General features: G+C 60.4%; 16 protein-coding genes. 6 read left to right on the top strand and 10 right to left on the bottom strand.

Features of this window, described 5'->3' with window-relative positions; all coding sequences use genetic code 11:
• The first annotated feature begins 74 nt into the window (after positions 1-74).
• Positions 75-5,360: a dermonecrotic toxin domain-containing protein gene (locus tag RHM69_RS11440; RefSeq protein ID WP_234452040.1), complete on the top strand. Its 5,286-nt coding sequence runs from the start codon at positions 75-77 to the stop codon at positions 5,358-5,360.
• Here the strand turns inward: RHM69_RS11440 and RHM69_RS11435 are convergent.
• Positions 5,344-5,982, bottom strand: a complete 639-nt coding sequence (locus tag RHM69_RS11435; RefSeq protein ID WP_322255499.1) for a LysE family translocator — start codon at positions 5,980-5,982, stop codon at positions 5,344-5,346. The two genes, RHM69_RS11440 and RHM69_RS11435, sit on opposite strands and share 17 nt — an antisense overlap.
• Positions 5,983-6,048: 66 nt before the next feature.
• Positions 6,049-7,395 (bottom strand): NCS2 family permease, encoded by a 1,347-nt coding sequence (locus RHM69_RS11430; protein WP_014719288.1) that lies wholly within the window; start codon positions 7,393-7,395, stop codon positions 6,049-6,051.
• Between the two features lie 290 nt (positions 7,396-7,685).
• On the opposite strand from RHM69_RS11430, the gene RHM69_RS11425 reads away from it, so the two are divergent.
• Positions 7,686-8,288, top strand: coding sequence for a glutathione S-transferase family protein (locus RHM69_RS11425; RefSeq protein WP_019818586.1), 603 nt, complete (start codon positions 7,686-7,688; stop codon positions 8,286-8,288).
• Positions 8,289-8,390: 102 nt separating this feature from the next.
• On the opposite strand, the gene RHM69_RS11420 is transcribed toward RHM69_RS11425, so the two are convergent.
• Complete coding sequence (locus RHM69_RS11420; RefSeq protein WP_014719286.1) at positions 8,391-9,287, bottom strand: LysR family transcriptional regulator; 897 nt, start codon at positions 9,285-9,287, stop codon at positions 8,391-8,393.
• A 125-nt stretch (positions 9,288-9,412) separates the two neighbouring features.
• Between RHM69_RS11420 and RHM69_RS11415 the strand changes: the two genes are divergently transcribed.
• Genes RHM69_RS11415 through RHM69_RS11405 form a run of 3 tightly spaced genes read left to right on the top strand, consistent with a single transcriptional unit; the run spans position 9,413 to position 12,349 of the window.
• On the top strand, positions 9,413-10,705 hold the full coding sequence (locus tag RHM69_RS11415; protein WP_003192804.1) for a CitMHS family transporter: 1,293 nt from the start codon (positions 9,413-9,415) through the stop codon (positions 10,703-10,705).
• 1 nt (position 10,706) lies between these two features.
• Positions 10,707-12,032, top strand: a complete 1,326-nt coding sequence (locus tag RHM69_RS11410; protein WP_200600097.1) for an acyclic terpene utilization AtuA family protein — start codon at positions 10,707-10,709, stop codon at positions 12,030-12,032.
• Positions 12,029-12,349 carry a hypothetical protein gene (locus tag RHM69_RS11405; RefSeq protein WP_038450998.1) on the top strand — a complete coding sequence of 107 codons (321 nt, stop codon included), beginning with the start codon at positions 12,029-12,031 and terminating at the stop codon, positions 12,347-12,349. Before RHM69_RS11410 ends, RHM69_RS11405 begins: the two co-directional genes overlap by 4 nt.
• 115 nt (positions 12,350-12,464) lie before the next feature.
• Here the strand turns inward: RHM69_RS11405 and RHM69_RS11400 are convergent, their stop codons facing one another.
• The 5 genes from RHM69_RS11400 to RHM69_RS11380 form a co-directional block, all read right to left on the bottom strand.
• Positions 12,465-12,836: a glutathione S-transferase N-terminal domain-containing protein gene (locus RHM69_RS11400; protein ID WP_020302241.1), complete on the bottom strand. Its 372-nt coding sequence runs from the start codon at positions 12,834-12,836 to the stop codon at positions 12,465-12,467.
• A gap of 101 nt (positions 12,837-12,937) precedes the next feature.
• Complete coding sequence (gene folE, locus RHM69_RS11395) at positions 12,938-13,483, bottom strand: GTP cyclohydrolase I FolE (protein WP_014719282.1); 546 nt, start codon at positions 13,481-13,483, stop codon at positions 12,938-12,940.
• Between the two features lie 78 nt (positions 13,484-13,561).
• Positions 13,562-14,119, bottom strand: coding sequence for a Smr/MutS family protein (locus tag RHM69_RS11390; protein WP_003192796.1), 558 nt, complete (start codon positions 14,117-14,119; stop codon positions 13,562-13,564).
• A 75-nt stretch (positions 14,120-14,194) separates the two neighbouring features.
• Positions 14,195-14,515, bottom strand: coding sequence for a hypothetical protein (locus RHM69_RS11385; protein ID WP_014719281.1), 321 nt, complete (start codon positions 14,513-14,515; stop codon positions 14,195-14,197).
• A 136-nt stretch (positions 14,516-14,651) separates the two neighbouring features.
• Positions 14,652-15,242, bottom strand: coding sequence for a cysteine hydrolase family protein (locus tag RHM69_RS11380; protein ID WP_014719280.1), 591 nt, complete (start codon positions 15,240-15,242; stop codon positions 14,652-14,654).
• Positions 15,243-15,482: 240 nt separating this feature from the next.
• On the opposite strand from RHM69_RS11380, the gene prmB reads away from it, so the two are divergent.
• Positions 15,483-16,391, top strand: coding sequence for a 50S ribosomal protein L3 N(5)-glutamine methyltransferase (gene prmB, locus RHM69_RS11375; RefSeq protein WP_200600095.1), 909 nt, complete (start codon positions 15,483-15,485; stop codon positions 16,389-16,391).
• A gap of 128 nt (positions 16,392-16,519) precedes the next feature.
• On the opposite strand, the gene RHM69_RS11370 is transcribed toward prmB, so the two are convergent.
• Both RHM69_RS11370 and RHM69_RS11365 read right to left on the bottom strand, forming a co-directional pair.
• A complete protein-coding gene (locus RHM69_RS11370; protein WP_019818578.1) occupies positions 16,520-17,323 on the bottom strand; it encodes a hypothetical protein in 804 nt (267 codons plus the stop codon).
• Between the two features lie 99 nt (positions 17,324-17,422).
• The gene (locus tag RHM69_RS11365; protein WP_019818577.1) at positions 17,423-18,385 is read right to left on the bottom strand and encodes an alpha/beta hydrolase; all 963 of its coding nucleotides are present in this window, start codon (positions 18,383-18,385) and stop codon (positions 17,423-17,425) included.
• Positions 18,386-18,487: the final 102 nt, after the last annotated feature.

The following is an 18,487-nucleotide window of genomic DNA, read 5'->3' as shown; positions in this document are numbered from 1 at the left end:
CAACTATCTAGCCCCTCTTGCTCATTGATGGGCCCTAGGCTGGTTTTTCCTCAGTGCATAGAGAAGAAAACACCATGACCTTGCCCCCTGATCAGCTCGGCGTTACAGCGCCCTCCAGTGACCCTGACGACACCCTGGAGGAGGACGCGCCGCCCTTTTTCGTCGATGCCGATTTACAGGCCCTACGCACTCCGTTGCGAGAACGGATCAACGCCTATCCCCATCCCAGCCGCCTGATCAATCAGATCGGGCTGGCCGACGCGAGATGCCGCGAGTCGACACGGGCGCTCACACGCCTGATAGGGCGCTCACCCAGGATCTTGAAGGTGATCCGCGCCCAGTTGCAGAAGGCGTTCGAGATTGACCCGGACAGTCTGCTCTTCACCGAACCCATGCCACCGCGTTTACCGCAGAAAGTCGACACCTTGACTGATCGTGCGTTGTTGCTGCTGGTCCGCCCTTCGGTGCCTTTCAATATCAATCAATACACCCTCCTCAGCGTCAAGGGCGCGCCTGACCGTCGGTTGCCCTATACACCGCTGGAAGTGCTGCGGCGGGTTATCGCGTTGGGGCTGTTTGAGCGGTTGGGTCGCGCAGCCAATCAATATTGGGACGCGCTGGAGTACGGCTCCTGGCTCACACGCCGGGAGCGTTGGATCGAGCTGCACCAGGCGCTTTTTGCTGACCGGGCCTTTATTGCCAGGCAACTGAACGAGCTATCACGGGCTGGATTGGCCATGGTTCAGGCCGTGATCGATGCACCAACCGCTGAAGCACGCCTGCGTGCGGGCGGACAGTGGGCCGATGTGCGAGTAGGCCCGTTGATGTGGCCGGGTAACCCTGCGGTGGCTATTGCGGGCGCGCTGCATTTCTATCGTGAGGGCGATCCCGATGATGTGCCTCATGTTGTCTATTTACCGGGTGTGGCTCGCAATTTTTACGAGTACCCGTCTTTCGTCGCCCTGGCGTGCGGCGTGCAGGCGCTGGGCAGGACTCGTCTACACGAGCTCTGGCAATGTTTGCCATTAAGTCGTCGCTCTGTGTTGCTTCCACCTGCAACGTTCTCCTCGGTATCCACTGTCTCTCGAGGCGTGGAGCTTATGGAGGATGCGCTGGCGTCAAGCGCGCAGGCGTTGTTGGAAGGGCAATGGGCCAATGAATTGGCGTGTACGGTAAAAAGCAACCACGCCCATGTGTTTGCCGCCGGAACGTCACAGCCTCTGGAGTCAGCAGTTGTTCTCGCACGAGTGGAGCGTAACCGGCAGCAGTTGATTGGCGGGGCCCGACTTGGCCCGCTTCGAGAGCAGTTGCTCAAATGGGACCAGCAACGACGACACGCCGAAATAATCTTTGGCAGCACTGCGCCAGGCTTGGCCGAATACACCGTAGAACACCGGATCAAACGCTACGAAAAAGGGCTGGTTGCGTTGCTCGATCCCGATGATTTGAGTAACGATACGCCCGCATACCAGGCATTTGTATCGCTAGTATCCCAGCTCAATGCCCATGCCCAAACGATGGACAGGTGGGTGCAGGATGCCCAGCAACGGCTGTTCGAGGTGGCATTTTGGGCTGAGCGCCCTGGTGGAAAGGGTACGCTCAGGCGCGGCACGTTGTTTCTTGACGCCCAGACTGAGGCGCTACGCTGTGAGGTGCAATTGCAGCATCGACTCAAGTTGATAAGCACCGCGCATCGGGACCTGATCATCGAAGTGCTCGATCAGCCTTTGCCGTCAAAACGTCCAGACAGTCAAACCCGAGTGCTGTCAATTGCGATTGGCAATGACCCTGATGCCTTCTATCCGCTCCATAACATGTGGGTGGTGACTACGGCGGCGGCGGTACGGGTGCCGCGGCGCCAGCATGCGGTAGTCCTGTGCGGTTTCGGAGCGGAAGGTGGGGTGCAGGGGTTTTCCGGACTGGACGCCCTGACCCGAAGTATCAAAGCCAGCCTTGATAGTTGGGATCGCAGCGCGCTGTGGGACTATGTCGAGCACGACAAGCGTAACGACTTGCGCTCACACGCGGCGCGTGGAACGCTGGCTGTGCGCTACGTACCGATTAATGGCAAGCCCGCACTGGCTGCGATCAAGACATTGCTTGGGTGTTATCAGCGCCTGCACAACAGCACAGAAGACATCACGCGCATATTCAACGGCGTGAAAGATGCGCAAATAAGTCGCGCCTTGCTGCTGGCAGAACTGCAAGAGCAGCTCAAGGCACCTGTCAGTGACGCCCAGAGCCGCGCCCAGGCCAATGTCGAGTTGTTGCGCAAAACCGCACTGCAAGCGAAGAAACTGCCAGCTTGGCTGGAGCACGCATCCCGTTACCAGCGTAAGAAGTTCAGGCGATCGCAGCGCTTTTACCTGAGCAGTACTTTTGCATTCAAGACAAGGCTTGAAGACCAGTTGCCCGGTCTGGAAACCTTCGCTCGCCGTGCCCTGATCGATCGCTTGCGGTTGGACGGCATACCTGCGCAGTTTGATATCGACCAGCCCTTCATTGATATGCCCGATGATGTTCAAGGCAGTTATTGTGGATGGACAAGCGGTTGTGCCATTGGCGACCGCGCCATAAAACTTACCCCGACCCTGAAGCGCACCACCTACAGCCTGTTACAACTGGCGCAGCATAACCTGGACCCACTGGCGCCCTGGACGCAGTGGCGACTCAATCGCGCCCGCTATTTGCAACCTGAATGGAAAAATCAACTGAATGCCGCTTACTTGATCCGTACGATTTCCTCGCTGGATGTCGGCGGTCAGTACGACGCGTTGATCAACCAGGTTTTTTACCCGCCTGGCGATACCCTCCACACGCTCAGCAAAGGGCGCATTCCCGAGTTACTGAACCGGACGTTGCTTGCCGGCACTGAGCAACATCTGTTGTTGGCCACGCAACAAGGCTTGACGGCAACCGCGCAAAGTATCTTCACCACGGCGATGGCCGCACGAACGCCGCAAGACTTGTTGAAAAACCAACATGAGCTGCAACTGCATGTGCTTCATTTAGTGGGCCACACGATGCAGCATGACCGCTATATCGCGGGCCTGGTGATCGTGCGAGACCTGCGGTCGGGGCATTGCGTGATCTATTGGCCGAATGCTTCGCCCGCGTTGGTTCTCACCGAGTACTGCAGTTTGCAACAAGCCCAGGATGCATTGAACCGCCTTGGCGCACGGCCTGAAAACACCCAGATGCTGGCGAGGCAGATCGCACCCGGCTGGGCATTTCAGGCAATTACCCATCACCCGGTCAGGGTCGATAGGCTCGGTGCTGCCGTCAGTTACCTGGACGCTATACCTGCGTTTGCCATGGTCAAAGGGATATGGCAAGCGGTTGAGTTTGTTCGCTCCTTCGGTATCAAGCACTTGGAGCCGACGGTGCTGCCGGATGAGGTTGAGCAGGTAATCCTTGAGCAGATTGCCAGTGAACCTGAGGCTTGGCTGGCAATTGTCCCCACGTCCCACAGTGATGCCCAGGCATTGCTTTACGACGCCCCGGTGCTGGAGTTGAAACGTCAGACCCAGGCAGCCAGCCATTCCGGCAAAGCGCTGGATGAGTATCGCACCCGTCGGCTGGGCGAGCAGGGCGAGACACGCAGGCGCCGGTTGATCGCTTTTTTCTCTCCGTTATTCGGGATGTTCAATGATGCCTACGAGTTGCTGCTTGTGGCGCGGCGCTTTCATCGCTATGGGGACCCTCATGATGCCGTTGACGTGGGTTTTATGAGTGCGTTTATGGCGGCTGACCTGCTGACAAACTTTATACCGGGGCCCAAGGGGCGCGGCAGTGCTGTGGCCAAGGTGACGCGTCCTGCGCCGAGGGCTTTACTGGCACGCATACACCGCATGCGCATGGCCGTGCGCGATAGCCTTTCGCGCGTGAAGGTGCCCGTTGTAACTCAGCTCAAGGTGTTCGACCGGTTCAAAATCAAGGCGATTGCTGACGACGCCGTGGCGCTGAAAGGCCCGGGCAAAAAGGGGATCCATGTCAAAAAGGGTGAGCTGTTTCTGACAGACGATACGCACCATTACCCGATTTACCAGCGCGAAAACGAACAGGTATTTCGACTCAAAAATACCCGGCAGCCGGGCCAAGACGAGTTGATCTTGCACATCGATCAGCCCGGTGAACGCTTGTTGGGCTCGGGCGACCCTCAACCGGGGCCCAGCTCGGGGGGGCTCAACCCCTGGCGCGTAGAAGTAGAGGCGCTACGGGATTGGTTCCCACCGACTGTGCGTTCTGCTACACAAAGCACCATTGTCCAGTCCTCAACGGTCGCCACCCACTGGTTCGATTGGCGTATCCGAGCCCAGGCCATTGAGCTGTCGGACTCATCGATACCTGGCGTTTTACGTGTGCAATCGACTCCTCAAGGAGCCTTCTACAATGCCATCTATATCGGCGCGAGGTATGACACACCGAGCGCTGGATCGGGAATCGGATATTACAGGCTACTGGACACGGGGGATCAGGCGCCATTGACCGACATTGCGTTTATTACCAGGGATACGCAGCAGGTTTCATTGGCTCGCACTGATATTGAGCGCTGGACAAGTACGGCAATCAACGATCAGCCCATTCCGGTATCACGCACTTCGGCGGGCGAGTGGCAGCTGCATGCGCCGCTGTTCGACAGGCCACTGGAGCGCTATGTGGGCAGTGCTTTTCCCACCCTCACAAATACAAGCCAAGCGCTGGCAGTCGCCAGGCTGATTGAGTTATCGGGGCCGCCACAACTGGCAACGGCCAGTCATTTACTGAATATTCGCGCCACGCTCGACAAGTGGTTGCTTGCTGTAAATGGCCGTGTTGGCCAGACGGATGATTTGCTACAGATGTTGCGGCCCAATGAGCGGCGCAAAGAAATGGTGTACATCGGTTACGATGGCAAGGCGCCAGGCTTCACGCGTGTTGACTTCACGCCGCCTCACCCGTTGGATCCGCGCCTTCAATTTGGTGTCACACCGGTCAGGACGCAGCGGCTCGAGGCAGAGCGCTCTGCCGTCAGAACCGTGCTGGAGCAGCAGGGCTTCGCCGTCCAGGATTTGTCTTTGCGGCGGCAGGGGACAACCGCTGGAGAATTCAGCCACGAATCAGTTGTGACGCATCGCCATTCGAACAAAATTTACTATGTCGCCTATCAATGGCTTGAGACGGGGCGAATGACATTGAGAACCAAGCTGACGGACAAGTGGATTCGGTTCGCAATTAAATTACACCCCGACTCTCTTCTATTGAAAGCGGTCGACAGCGCGCTGCAAGAACAGCGCTTGGTGCGGATCGTGGCGGGTATCCAATGGGCGACGAAGGGCAATCTGAACCCCAGCGTCTACTTCGTCAAATTGGCCCCCTAGCGTTGACGAGTGCCGCTTCTGCGGCGCCACCAAACAGTGCGGCACTGATCCGATTGAACCAGCTCTGGCCCGAGCCGCTGCGCAAATAGCGCGCAGCGCCATGGGCGCCCAAGCCGTAAGCCAACTTGCACAGCAGATCAAGCAGCGTCCAGGTGACGATCATGACCAGCAACTGCGGCAGGAACGGTTGCTGGCTGCTGAGAAATTGTGGCAGGAAGGCAGCGAAAAACAGGATGTCCTTGGGGTTGCTGGCGCCCAGTACAAAAGCCCGGCCAAACAATGCACGAAAGCGTGGTACTGGCGCAGCGTGCGGAACTTCAGCGCCAGCATTGGGCAGGCGCGATTGCTGCCAGCTCTGCCACGCCAGGTAGAACAGGTAGAGTGCGCCGACAATTTTGAGCGCGCTGAACAGTTGTTCGGACGCCAGTAACAGCGCGCCCAGGCCCAGGGCCGAGGCGCTCAACAGGCAGATCGAGGCAAACACACCACCGAGAAACGCCGGGTACGAGCGGCGCAGGCCATAGTTAAGGCTGTTGCTGATCATCAGCAATGAGAGCGGGCCGGGGATCAGGATCACCACCAGCGCAGCGCCGCTGAACAGCAGCCAGGTTTCCAAGGTCATTTACATTCCTCCCTTTCATGCAAAAGCCCCACCCGAAGGTGAGGCGGTTTTTCAGCCCTTCCCGAACTACAGAAAGATGAACTTGGCGATAAAGATCGCGCACAGCACCCAAAGGCTGATGGAAATCTCACGGTACTTGCCGGTGCCGGCTTTCAACGCCACGTAAGTGATAAAACCCAGGGCGATTCCGTCGGCGACCGAAAACGTCAACGGCATCATGATCGCGGTGACGATTGCCGGAATGCTGTCGGTGGCTTCATCCCAGTTGATATGGGCCATGCTCGCCATCATCAGCATCGCAACGTAAATCAACGCGCCCGCGGTGGCGTAGGCGGGAATCATGCCGGCCAGCGGCGCAAAAAACATCGCCGCCACGAACAATATGCCCACGGTCACCGCGGTCAAACCCGTACGGCCGCCAGCAGCCACACCGGCGGCACTTTCTACATAGCTGGTCACCGGCGGTACACCGACCATGGCGCCGAACACGCTGGACGCACTGTCAGCCTTCAAGGCGCGAGACAGGTTGTCGATCTTGCCATCGGCATTCACAAGTCCTGCGCGTTGCGCAACGCCCATCAGTGTACCGGCAGTGTCGAACATGTGTACAAAAAGAAAGGCAAATACCACGCTGATCATGCTCACATTGAACACACCCATCACGTCCATGGCCATCCAGGTCGGTGCCAGGCTCGGTGGGGTGGCGAGAATGCCGTTGTAGTGCACCAGGCCCAGGCCCCAGCCGGCCAGGGTCACGGCGATGATGCTGATGAGAATTGCGCCGAATACGCGGTGATAACTGAGGATAGCAATCAGCAGGAAGCACACCGCCGCCAGCAACGGCGCGGGCTCATGCAGGGAGCCGAGCTTGATCAGCGTAGCCGGGCTGTCGACAATGATGCCGGCGGTTTTCAGGCCGATCACCCCCAGGAACAAACCCACGCCGGCGCCCATGGCATGGCGCAGGCTAACCGGAATACTGTTGAGCAGCCATTCGCGGATGCGCGACAGCGTCAGGATCATGAACAGCACGCCGGAAATAAACACCGCGCCGAGGGCGGTTTCCCAGGTGTAACCCATGGTGCCGACCACGGTGTAGGTGAAAAACGCGTTCAAGCCCATGCCCGGCGCCAGGCCCACTGGCCAGTTGGCGTACAGGCCCATCAGCAGGCAACCCAGCGCCGCGGCGATGCAGGTGGCGACGAAAGCCGCGCCGTGGTCGATACCGGCATCGGCCATGATATTGGGGTTGACGAAAATGATGTAGGCCATGGTGATAAAGGTGGTGAGGCCGGCGATCAGCTCGGTCTTCACTGTGGTGCCATGCAAGCGCAGTTTGAACAGGCGTTCCAGCCAACCGCCTCGGGGCGCGGCCAGGTCCAACGTAGGGGCTTCGGTTTTACGGCTATCCACAGCGAGTACTCCTCAATCGTTTTATTGTTATTTCCAGCGCCGGTCACATGAGTGGGCAACAGCGCTTTGAGGTACCGGCGGGTTTGTTGACCAAAAGGTCAGGAACTCGCACGAAGCGAATTATGCTTTTGTATACAAATAAAGCAAATAATGTTTTCGATTGTCTCGGCGAAAAGGGATGAAAGGCGCAGGCCAAGGGATTTATTCTGCGCAACGCCTTGAAACAAGCCTTCGATACCCGCACCTTGTGGGCGCAAGCATTCGGTCAGCGCGGCGAAAAGGGGAGCCCCATGTACAAGGTTTATGGCGATTACAAGTCGGGCAATTGCTACAAGGTCAAATTGATGCTCAATCTGTTGGGCATCCCGTATGAATGGATCGATATCGATATCCTCAAGGGCGATACCCAGACCCCTGAGTTCCTGGCCAAGAACCCCAATGGCAAGGTCCCGGTATTGGAGCTTGAAGACGGCACCTGCCTGTGGGAGTCCAACGCGATTCTCAACTTCCTCGCCGATGGCAGCGAATTCCTGCCGACCGAACCGCGCCTGCGTACCCAGGTATTGCAGTGGCAGTTTTTCGAGCAGTACAGCCATGAGCCTTACATTGCGGTGGCGCGGTTTATTCAGTTCTACCTGAACATGCCCGAGGATCGGCTGGAAGAATACAAGACCACCCACAAAGGCGGTTACAAGGCCTTGAGAGTGATGGAGCGTCAGCTTGAAGCCACGCCTTATTTAGTGGGCGAGCAGTTTTCCATTGCCGATATTGCGTTGTATGCCTACACCCATGTGGCCCATGAAGGCGGCTTTGACCTGGCGCCGTATCCGGCGGTGCAGGCGTGGTTGCAGCGCGTGGCCAGTCATCCCAAGTACGTGGCGATGCTCGACTGACTCCCTCGGCCCAATGTGGGAGCTGGCTTGCCTGCGATAGCGTCACCCTGGCGCCCCGGCTAAACCGAGGTGTCTGCATCGCAGGCAAGCCAGCTCCCACATTTAGCGCGGCGGCGTGTCAGGCAGTGCTTTGTTGAGCAGTTCAAAGCAGCGCTGCGCCGCCGGGCTCAAGCCCATCCCGCTACGGCTGATCAACCCGATCTCTCGATTCACCCCGGGATGATCGATGCTGATCCGCTTCAAACCTTCCAGGCTATCGGCCGCTGACTCCGGCAACACACTGATGCCCAGGCCCTGGCGCACCAAGGCCAATACGGTCGACATGTAGTTGGCCTCCATGCCGGCGTTCAGCGTCAGCCGTGTCTCATCGAACAGCGTGTCCACTTGCTCGCGCACACTGCTGTCGCGGCCGGTCAGGATGATCGGCTGGTCCGCCAATTGTTCCAGAGTCAGTTGGCGATGGCGGGCGAGCGCATGGCCCGATGGCACAAATGCGCACAGCCGATCATTGAGCACCGGCACGAAGTCCAGCCCGTGGCTCAGGCGGGCGCGCACGCCGATGCCGAAATCCACTTCGCCGTTGCGAACCTTTGCATGAATGCGCTGGGCCACCAGGTCATGCAGGCGCACTTCGATGCCGGCGAAGCGTTGGCGAAACAGGCGCAAGGCCGGGGGCAGAGCGCCTGCGCAGACTGAGGGCAGGGCGGCAATGGTCACCACGCCGCGGCGCAAGGCGGCGAGGTCGCGGGAGCCGGTGACGATGTTGTCCAGGTCCAGCAGCAGTTTTTCCATGGGCCCGCGCGCCTCCTGGCCCGCAGCGGTAATGCTCACGTGGCGCGGGCTGCGGTCGAGCAGGGCGACGCCGAGCCAGTCTTCCAGTTGTTGCACCTGCACGGTGAGGGCCGACGGCGACAGATGCAGTTCGTTGGCCGCCTTGGTGAAGCTGCCTGTGCGGGCAACCGCAAGGAAAGCTTGAATGTGCTGGATGCTGTTTTTCATGCGCGTCGCTTCATTTTGTTTTTCCGAACGCTGGTGGCTGAATATTGCAATTTACAAAGCCTAGCGCGATTCCAATACTCCAGGGAAAACAATAACCGGCCAACCAGGCCGCCCTGGAGTAACCCATGCTCGCAACCCTGGGTGTCATCACCATCCTGTGCCTGCTCGCTGCCGTCATGAGCAAGCGCCTCTCGCCGCTGGTGGCCTTGATCGCCTTGCCGATCATTGCCGCGCTGATCGGTGGATTTGGCCTGCAAACCAGCGCCTTCATCATTACCGGTATCAAGAACGTCGCCCCTGTGGTGGGCATGTTTGTGTTCGCGATCCTGTTTTTCGGGATCATGACCGACGCGGGCATGCTCGATCCCATCATTGATCGCATCCTGCGCACGGTCGGGACGCGTCCTACACGAATTGTGGTGGGTACTGCGACCCTGGCGTTGCTGGTACACCTGGACGGCTCTGGCGCTGTGACTTTCTTGGTGACGGTGCCGGCGATGCTGCCGCTGTATACGCGCCTCGGCATTGATAAACGCATCCTCGCCTGCGTATGTGCGATGGCCGCAGGCGTCAACTTCCTGCCCTGGACCGGCCCGGTGCTGCGTTCGTCGGCGGCCTTGCATGTGCCGGTGGCCGACCTGTTCCAACCATTGATCCCGGTTCAGATCGTCGGGCTGATCTTTGTCTTCGCCTGCGCCTGGTGGCTGGGCCATCGCGAAGAAAAGCGCCTCGGCCTGGGCGCCGGTTCCAGCGTGGAGGCGGTGCCGCAACGAGTGCTCAGCGATGACGACATCACGCTGCGTCGTCCACGGTTGTTCTGGGTCAACCTGATGCTGACCGTGCTGGTGATGGTGGTGATGATCGCCGGCTGGGTGGACCCGGTGGTAATGTTCATGCTCGGCACCGTGGTTGCCTTGTGCATCAACTATCCCAACGTGGACGCCCAGCGTGCGCGCATCGACGCCCATGCGAAAACCGCCCTGACCATGGCCAGTATCCTGCTCGCCGCCGGGGTATTTACCGGCATCATGCAAGGCACCGGCATGCTCAAGGCCATCGCCGAAGTGGCGGTGGCGCAGATCCCGGCGGGCCACGGCAAGTTGATCCCGGCCGTCGTGGGCTTCTTGTCCATGCCCCTGAGCATGTTGTTTGACCCCGATTCCTACTATTTCGGCGTGATGCCGGTGATCGCCGAAGTCGGCAAGGCCCTGGGCGTCGACCCGCTTCAGGTGGCCCAGGCTTCGCTGCTGGGCGTGCACACCACCGGCTTCCCGGTCAGCCCGCTGACGCCTGCGACCTTCCTGCTGGTGGGCCTGTGCAAGATCGAACTGGCCGATCACCAGCGCTTCACCATTCCTTTCCTGTTTGCCGCCTCGGTGTTGATGACCCTGACGGCGTTGCTCCTGGGAGTGATTTGAGATGAACACCTTGCGCATCGGCTCCGGCGCCGGCTACTCCGGCGACCGTATAGAACCTGCGGTGGAACTGGCCGAACACGGCGACCTGGATTACCTGGTCTTCGAATGCCTGGCCGAACGCACCATCGCCCTGGCGCAACAGGCGCGCATCAGCGACCCGCAGGGCGGTTATGACCCGCTGCTGGCTGAGCGCATGCGCCGTGTCTTGCCCTTTGTGGGGCAGCGGGCGGGGCGTCGACGCCTGCGGGTGATCACCAACATGGGGGCGGCAAACCCGTTGGCGGCGGCCGGGGAAGTGCGGCGCATTGCCGGCGAGCTGGGCCTGGGCCTCAAGGTTGTGGCGGTGGTCGGGGATGACGTGCTGCATACCTTGTCTGCCGAGCAGTTGCTGGATAATGGCCAGACCGTAGGCGCATTGGGCGAGCGGCTGATTTCCGCGAATGCCTACTTGGGTGTGGAGGGCATTCTTAACGCGTTGCACGCCGACGCCGATGTGGTGATCACCGGGCGCGTGGCCGACCCTTCGCTGTTCCTGGCGCCGCAGATGTTCGAGTTCGGCTGGGCCTTCGATGATTGGCCGCGACTGGGCCGGGGCACGTTGGTGGGGCATTTGCTCGAGTGCGCGGGGCAGGTCAGTGGCGGTTATTTCGTCGATCCAGGCTTCAAGGATGTGGAGGATCTGGCGCGCCTGGGCTTTCCCCTGGCCGAGGTCGACGCCGACGGCAATGCAGTGATCACCAAGGTGGCAGGCTCCGGTGGGCGGGTCAGCCACGCGACCTGCGCCGAACAACTGATTTATGAAGTTCACGACCCGGCAGCCTACTTGACCCCGGATGTGACGGCCGACTTTTCCCAGGTCGGGTTTGTCGAGGAGGGCGTGGACCGGGTGCGTGCCCAAGGAGCCAGCGGGCGTGCCCGGCCTGAACAGCTGAAGGTCAGCGTCGGTTATCTGGACGGTTGGATTGGTGAAGGGCAGATGTCTTACGGCGGTCCCGGTGCTGTCGCACGGGCTGAGTTGGCGCGGGAAGTGGTGCTCAAACGTCTGGCGTTGATCGGCGTCAACATGCAGGACCTGCGCGCCGAGTTGATCGGCATGGACTCATTGCACGGCCTGCGCAGCAGCGTCGAGCCTTGGGAAGTGCGCCTGCGGGTCGCTGCCCGGTGTGACGAGCGCAGCGACGCCGTGCGGATCGGCAATGAAGTGGAGACCCTCTACACCAACGGCCCGGCCGGCGGCGGTGGGGCGAGCAAGAGCGTGCGTCAGGTGGTGGCGGTGGCGTCGTTGCTGTTGTCCCGTGAAGCGGTCAAACCGAGGATTGAAGAATGAAACTGCACAGGCTGGCCCATTCCCGCACCGGGGATAAGGGCGACACGTCGAACATCTCGATCATTGCCTATCGCGCCGAGGATTATCCGTTGCTGTGTGAACAACTGACGGCTGAGCGCGTGGCCGAGTTCTTTGCCGATTTACGCGATCCCGATGCGGCACCGGTTCAGCGTCATGAGTTGCCGAACGTGCAGGCGCTGAACTTCGTCCTGCCGGGAATCCTGCGCGGCGGCGTAACCCGCTCGCTGGCCCTGGACGCCCACGGCAAGTGCCTGGGTTCGGCACTGTTGAATCTCGACCTGACAACACCGAATTAAGAACACAGCAGAGCAAATGTGGGAGCTGGCTTGCCTGCGATTGCATCACCTCGGTACATCTGCTGCACCGCGGTGCCCGCATCGCAGGCAAGCCCCACATTGACCGCCGTGGGCTTCAGATCGCAGCGAAGCGCTTGTCCAGGTAGTCAATGATGACCTTGGAGTCATACATCCAGGTGGTCTGGCCGTTCTCTTCGATGCGCAGGCACGGCACTTTGATCTTGCCGCCTTGCTCCAGCAGGGTCTGGCGGTCCTGCTCGTTGTTCTTCGCGTCCTTGAGCGCCACCGGCACATTCAGGCGGTGCAGGGTGCGACGGGTCTTCACGCAGAACGGGCAGGCGTGGAACTGATACAGGGTCAGGTCCTTGGCTGCAGCATTGACCTTGGCCTGTTGCTCCGCCGGGCGTTGTTTTTTACGTGGGCGGGTAAGAAAGTCGCCCGCGATGATGACGTGGCCGAGGCCCACTCGAAGTGCTTTGACGAACATGGCTGAAACCTCTTGCCCATGACTGAGGGGGCGCAGCTTACCTGATTTCTGCAGGCGAAAAAAAACCGGCGATGAACGCCGGTTTTTTCCTGCCTGGCCGGTTACTTGATCAGGCTGAGAAATTCGCTGCGGGTGGCCGCGTTCTCGCGGAACTCACCCAGCATCACCGAGGTGATCATCGACGAATTCTGTTTCTCGACACCGCGCATCATCATGCACATGTGCTTGGCCTCGATCACCACGGCCACGCCCAGGGCGCCTGTGACTTCCAACACGGCGTCGGCGATCTGGCGGCTGAGGTTTTCCTGGATCTGCAGGCGGCGCGCATACATGTCGACAATACGCGCGACCTTCGACAGGCCCAGCACTTTGCCGCTCGGGATATAGGCCACGTGGGCCTTGCCGATAAACGGCAGCAGGTGATGCTCGCACAACGAGTACAGCTCGATGTCCTTGACCAGCACCATTTCGCTGTTGTCAGAGCTGAACAAGGCACCGTTGGTGACTTCTTCGAGTGTCTGTTCATAACCGCGGCAGAGGTACTGCATTGCCTTGGCGGCACGCTTTGGCGTGTCGAGCAGGCCCTCGCGGGACACGTCCTCGCCGAGTTGGCCGAGGATCGCGGTGTAATTCTGTTCCAGGGACATGAAACTACCTGTGGGATTTTCGCAAAGCGCAAGGTTACGGTGGCGGACACATCGCTGCAAGCCTGACGATGGCACTTGTTACTCGTCGCGCCCTTCCATCATGGTGCGCTTGAGCATCACATACACCGCGCCGGCGCCGCCGTGACGAGCCTGGCAGGAGGTAAAGCCGAGCACCTGGGCATGCTGGCGCAGCCAGGTATTGACGTGGCTTTTGATCATCGGCCGTTTCCCGTCCAACCGCACCGCCTTGCCGTGGGTGACGCGCACGCAGCGGATTTCGAATTTGGTCGCTTCGGCCAGGAAGGCCCAGAGGGTTTCCCGGGCTTTTTCCACGGTCATGCCGTGCAGGTCGAGGCTGCCTTCGAACGGGATCTGGCCAGCCTTGAGCTTGCGCATCTGGCTTTCCTGCACGCCGTCGCGGGCCCACATCAGTTCATCTTCGGGGCCGACGTCGATCACGAACTGGTCAGACAGGCCATCCACGGTGGTGGCATCGGTGCGCACGGTCGCGGCCTGGCGCAGCTTGGCGATCTGCGCCCGGTCAGTCTTGGGTTTGCCGGTGTCGGCGCGGTCGTGCTTGATCGGCTTGACGCCGCGCAGCTCGTTTTTGAACAGGGAAAAATCGTCGTCTTGCATGTCAGCCTCCGCGAAGGGCGGGCAGTTTACCTAAATCGCGGCGGCCAGGGCGCAGGAAACGCTATCCAAGCGCCATCAGTCGTGCTTTTTCATCAGGTGAGAGGCGATATTCAACGACAGCGGCTGGCGCATTTTCCGACGGCTGCGACGCCATAGCCACACGCCCAACCACAGCACCAGCAAGCCGATCCCCAGCAGAAGTGCCGAGCCGCCCGGGCTGGCATTCAGTTCGCCCAGGGCGGGCGAATGCCCAAACAGGCCGGCGCCACCAGCGCCCGCCAACAACAAGCCTACTATCGCCAGCAACGCGGCCATGCACGCTACCAGGCGCAGACGCCAATTGCTCGGGCCCTTGGGGCGCAAGCGACGAGCATCAAAACCATCGGATATCTTCATTCCGACCTTTCCTCCAGGGTATCGGCCCTTCGACCGGAAGATACACAGGTTGTTCCGGGGGGAGAGGTAAATGCGCCAAATGAAAGGGCTTTGCGGATGAGCGGAGCAATAAACACGCCGCTCACCGCCAGCAGGATCAGATCAAGTCTTTGGCCAGCGCCAGGGTGGCGAAGTTGTCTGCCATGATGGCCATTTCGGTTTGCTGCACATGCTCGGCGCTCAGGATACCGCCCTTGTAGGGCAGGTCGCGGGTGGCGCAGGCGTCTTCCACCAGGGTGCAGCGAAAGCCCAGGTTCTTGGCCGCGCGCACGGTGGTGCTGACGCTGGAGTGGCTCATGAAACCGCAGACGATCAGGTCCAGGGAGCCGAGGTCTTGCAGGTGCTTTTCCAGACCGGTGCCATGGAAGGCGCTAGGCAGCAGTTTGCCGATGATGGTTTCGTCACCCTCAGGCTCAAGGCCCGGAATGAATTCGCCGCGCTCGCCCTGGGGGTCAAACAGGCCGCCCACGGTGCCCAGGTGGCGCACATGCACAATCGGGCGCCCGGCGCTGCGCGCTGCGGTCACAAGCTGCTTGATGTTCTCTACCGCCGCGTCCATGCCCGAGAGGGCGAGCGGGCCGCTGAGGTATTCTTTCTGGGCGTCGATGATCACCAGGGTCGCATGATTGAGGTTGGCTGCTGCGTAACCGCGACCGCTGAGTTGAAACATCGTCTTTGGAACGGACATTCTGGGGCTCCTGTGAGTGGGGCTTTTGCGACATTGTCCACTGGCTGAGCGCTTCTGTGAATCGCTACTATCGTAAGGTACGCCGTTGCTGGCGTGCAGCCATGTCAAGAGGCAGGCCTGTTTAACACAATGCGGGCAAATTGGATGAAATCCGACGTACGGCGCCAGGTTTTTCGTACATCGTCGGTACAGGTGAAGGCTGTTAGAATCGCCAGTCGTTTTTTCCAGGAGCTTGCCCCCGTGATCACTTCCCGCCTGCGCACCTTGCGCGACCATATCCGTTGGGCTGTCAGCCGTTTCCATGGGGAAGAGCTGTTTTTTGGCCATGGCACCGACAATGCCTGGGACGAAGCCCGACAGTTGGTGCTGGGCGCCTTGCACCTGCCGTGGGAAATCGCCGACAGCTATTTGGATTGCAACCTGGAAGAAGAGGAAATCTCCCACGTGCAGCGCTTGCTGCATCGCCGTATCCATGAGCGAGTGCCGACGGCCTACCTGTTGAACGAAGCCTGGTTTTGCGGCATGTCGTTTATCGTCGATGAGCGCGTATTGATCCCGCGTTCACCCATAGGCGAGCTGATTGAAGACCGCTTCGAACCCTGGCTGGCCCAGCCGCCGGCACGCATCCTCGACCTGTGCACCGGCTCCGGTTGCATCGGCATCGCCTGTGCCTATGAGTTCCCCGAGGCCGAAGTGGTGCTGGGAGACTTGTCCTTCGAAGCCCTGGAAGTGGCGAACCAGAACATCGAGCGCCATGGCGTCGACGAGCGCGTCTACACCGTGCAGGGCGATGGTTTTGGCGGGTTACCCGGCCAGCGTTTCGACCTCATCGTGTCGAACCCGCCCTACGTGGATGCCGAAGATTTCGCCGACATGCCCGATGAATACCAGCACGAACCGGAACTGGGCCTGGCCTGCGGTGAAGACGGCCTGAACCTGGTACGCCGGATGCTGGCCGAAGCGGCGGACCACCTGACCGAGAAGGGCTTGCTGATTGTCGAAGTGGGCAACAGCCAGGTGCATGTCGAGGCGCTGTACCCGGAAGTGGACTTCGCCTGGCTGGACTTCAAGCGCGGTGGGCATGGAGTGTTCATGCTCACGGCTGAGCAGTGCCGCCAACACCAGGCCGTTTTCGCTGCCCGGATATAACTGCAGAAACTCGGTCAATGTGGGAGCTGGCTTGCCTGCGATAGCGGTGGGTCAGCTTGCACTTGTGCTACTGATACATCGCTATCGCAGGCAAGCCAGCTCCCCCATTTTGATTGCATTTCAATCTATCAGCGGTGCGTGGCAATCCAGATCAACAACCCCGCCTGGAACACCGTAAACGCCACCAGACAAGTGATGGTAAAGCGCAGCCCGCTGTCCTCACGCTTGAACTTGGTGACTTTCTCCTCTTCCTTGCGCAGCTTCACTTCCTGCTCCGCCAGGTTCTGCTCGGCCTGTTGCAGCATTTGCGCGGCTTCCAGGATCTCCACGAACTGCACTTTCTCGGTGTTCCAGCTGTCCAGCACCTCGCTGACCTTGCCGGGCTGCACATTGCCTTTGAGGTGCTGCACATCGGCGTAGGCCACATCGAAACCCTGGATACGCAGGAAATGATCGCGGCGCAGGCGCGTGGCTTCGTTGAGGGCGTCCTTGTTGGCCAGGTCCACGCCGTCGACGCGGTAGTGGGACCACTTCTTCTTCGCCCAGGCGGCGCCTTGAGCCACCAGGAAACGCCCGATACCGCGGTTGGCCGGCTCGATTTCCAGACTGTTGCCGGGCCCGAAGTGCACGCGGTGTTTATCGTGATCGACCCAGATATCCAGGTGGTTCTGCTCGCGCCGTACTCGCTGGCCCGGTAACTGGATGACCATGCGCAACAGGCTGTGGTGTTTATCATGGCGCTCGGCATAGCCGAACTGCACAAAGCGCAACGGCCGTGCGCCGGTCGCGCGGTCGGTGGCCAGCGGGGCCAGGCGCAGCATCTTGAAATGTTCGGCGTGAACGTCGGCCCACGGCAGGGCCGCTGCGGCGCCAGCTTCGGTTGCGGCCGGGGTCTCGGCGGTCGATTCGGGTGTTGTTTCGGTGGTTGTCATGCGGCGCGATCCTGTCCAAGCCCTGCGAGCCGACAGTCTTTTTACTGTCGACTCTGGACTTATCGGCCGTTTTTCCCAGGACTGGAGGCCAATTGCCGCTTAACGGGGTTGAAGTCCTTCGATAAAGCTGACGATACGTTGGCCCAGCTCCGCAGCCAGCGGCAGTTTCGGGTCGTTGTAGGAGGCCAGTTGCTGCTTCACGTTATTGGGCACGATGCGCATCACGTGGTTCATGCCTTCGATCACCGTCAACTGCGCGTCGGGCTTGGCCTGCTTCAGTTGCCGGGCATCACCTACGCCAACCTGGATATCGTTGGTGCCTTGGATAATCAGCGCCGGCATGTCCAAGCGCGCAAAGGCGGCCGACGGATCGGCGCGGAACAGGCTGATCAGATACGGCTGCACGCTGGGTCGGAAAATGCCCTCCAATGGGCGCGGCACGTCGGCGTCCACCTGGCCGGCCTTGAGGTGATCGAGTATTTCATTGCTGCGCAGCAGCAGGGCAGGGGGCAAGTGATCGGCCAGTTGCTGACGGATCACCTGGTCCACCGGGCGGGCGCTGCCAGACAAGGAAATGACCCCGGCCGGTTCAAGTTGCGGCGCGGCGAGGGCGGCGACCAGCGCGCCCTCGCTGTGGCCCAGCACAATCAGCGGGCCCATGCGCTTGTCGGCCTTGAGTAACTTGCCCCAGGCCACGGCGTCGGCCACATACGCCTCCAGGGTCAGGTTGCGCTCATCCGGCGTGGCCGCCAGGCTTGCAGCCACGCCGCGCTTGTCGTAGCGCACGCTGGCGATGTTATGCCGGGCCAGTACCCAGGCCAGGCGCTTGAGGCTGTCGTTGCGCGCGCCGTCGGCGCTGTTGCCGTTGCGGTCGGTGGGGCCGGAGCCGGCGATGATCAGCACCACCGGCACCGGTTTATCCGATTGCGGCAAGAGCAGCGAGCCAAAGAGTTGGCCGCTGCCGGTGTCCAGGCTGATCGGGCGTTGCAAGACGACAGGGGAGGCGGCCTGGGCCACGGCGGTGAACAGGGTGAGGGTGAACAGCAGAACTCGCAGCATCATAGGGCCATCATTGGAGAGGTGCCGGTTGGACCAACGTCTACCGGTAAGGTTTCGAGGATGAACTAGTCGGTTAGCCTGCGTATACTGGCCGTCTTAAGTTAT

Source organism: Pseudomonas sp. CCI1.1 (genome assembly GCF_034348165.1).
GTDB classification, from domain to species: domain Bacteria; phylum Pseudomonadota; class Gammaproteobacteria; order Pseudomonadales; family Pseudomonadaceae; genus Aquipseudomonas; species Aquipseudomonas paracarnis.
This window is presented reverse-complemented; position numbering and strand designations above follow the sequence as displayed.

Coding starts and splice junctions, on each gene's coding strand:
- RHM69_RS11410 (WP_200600097.1), top strand. CDS start 10,707: ATGAACACCTTGCGCATCGGCTCCGGCGCCGGCTACTCCGGCGACCGT.
- RHM69_RS11370 (WP_019818578.1), bottom strand. CDS start 17,323: ATGACAACCACCGAAACAACACCCGAATCGACCGCCGAGACCCCGGCC.
- RHM69_RS11415 (WP_003192804.1), top strand. CDS start 9,413: ATGCTCGCAACCCTGGGTGTCATCACCATCCTGTGCCTGCTCGCTGCC.
- folE (WP_014719282.1), bottom strand. CDS start 13,483: ATGTCCCTGGAACAGAATTACACCGCGATCCTCGGCCAACTCGGCGAG.
- RHM69_RS11425 (WP_019818586.1), top strand. CDS start 7,686: ATGTACAAGGTTTATGGCGATTACAAGTCGGGCAATTGCTACAAGGTC.
- RHM69_RS11420 (WP_014719286.1), bottom strand. CDS start 9,287: ATGAAAAACAGCATCCAGCACATTCAAGCTTTCCTTGCGGTTGCCCGC.
- RHM69_RS11435 (WP_322255499.1), bottom strand. CDS start 5,982: ATGACCTTGGAAACCTGGCTGCTGTTCAGCGGCGCTGCGCTGGTGGTG.
- RHM69_RS11365 (WP_019818577.1), bottom strand. CDS start 18,385: ATGATGCTGCGAGTTCTGCTGTTCACCCTCACCCTGTTCACCGCCGTG.
- RHM69_RS11390 (WP_003192796.1), bottom strand. CDS start 14,119: ATGCAAGACGACGATTTTTCCCTGTTCAAAAACGAGCTGCGCGGCGTC.
- RHM69_RS11440 (WP_234452040.1), top strand. CDS start 75: ATGACCTTGCCCCCTGATCAGCTCGGCGTTACAGCGCCCTCCAGTGAC.
- RHM69_RS11385 (WP_014719281.1), bottom strand. CDS start 14,515: ATGAAGATATCCGATGGTTTTGATGCTCGTCGCTTGCGCCCCAAGGGC.
- RHM69_RS11405 (WP_038450998.1), top strand. CDS start 12,029: ATGAAACTGCACAGGCTGGCCCATTCCCGCACCGGGGATAAGGGCGAC.
- RHM69_RS11400 (WP_020302241.1), bottom strand. CDS start 12,836: ATGTTCGTCAAAGCACTTCGAGTGGGCCTCGGCCACGTCATCATCGCG.
- RHM69_RS11380 (WP_014719280.1), bottom strand. CDS start 15,242: ATGTCCGTTCCAAAGACGATGTTTCAACTCAGCGGTCGCGGTTACGCA.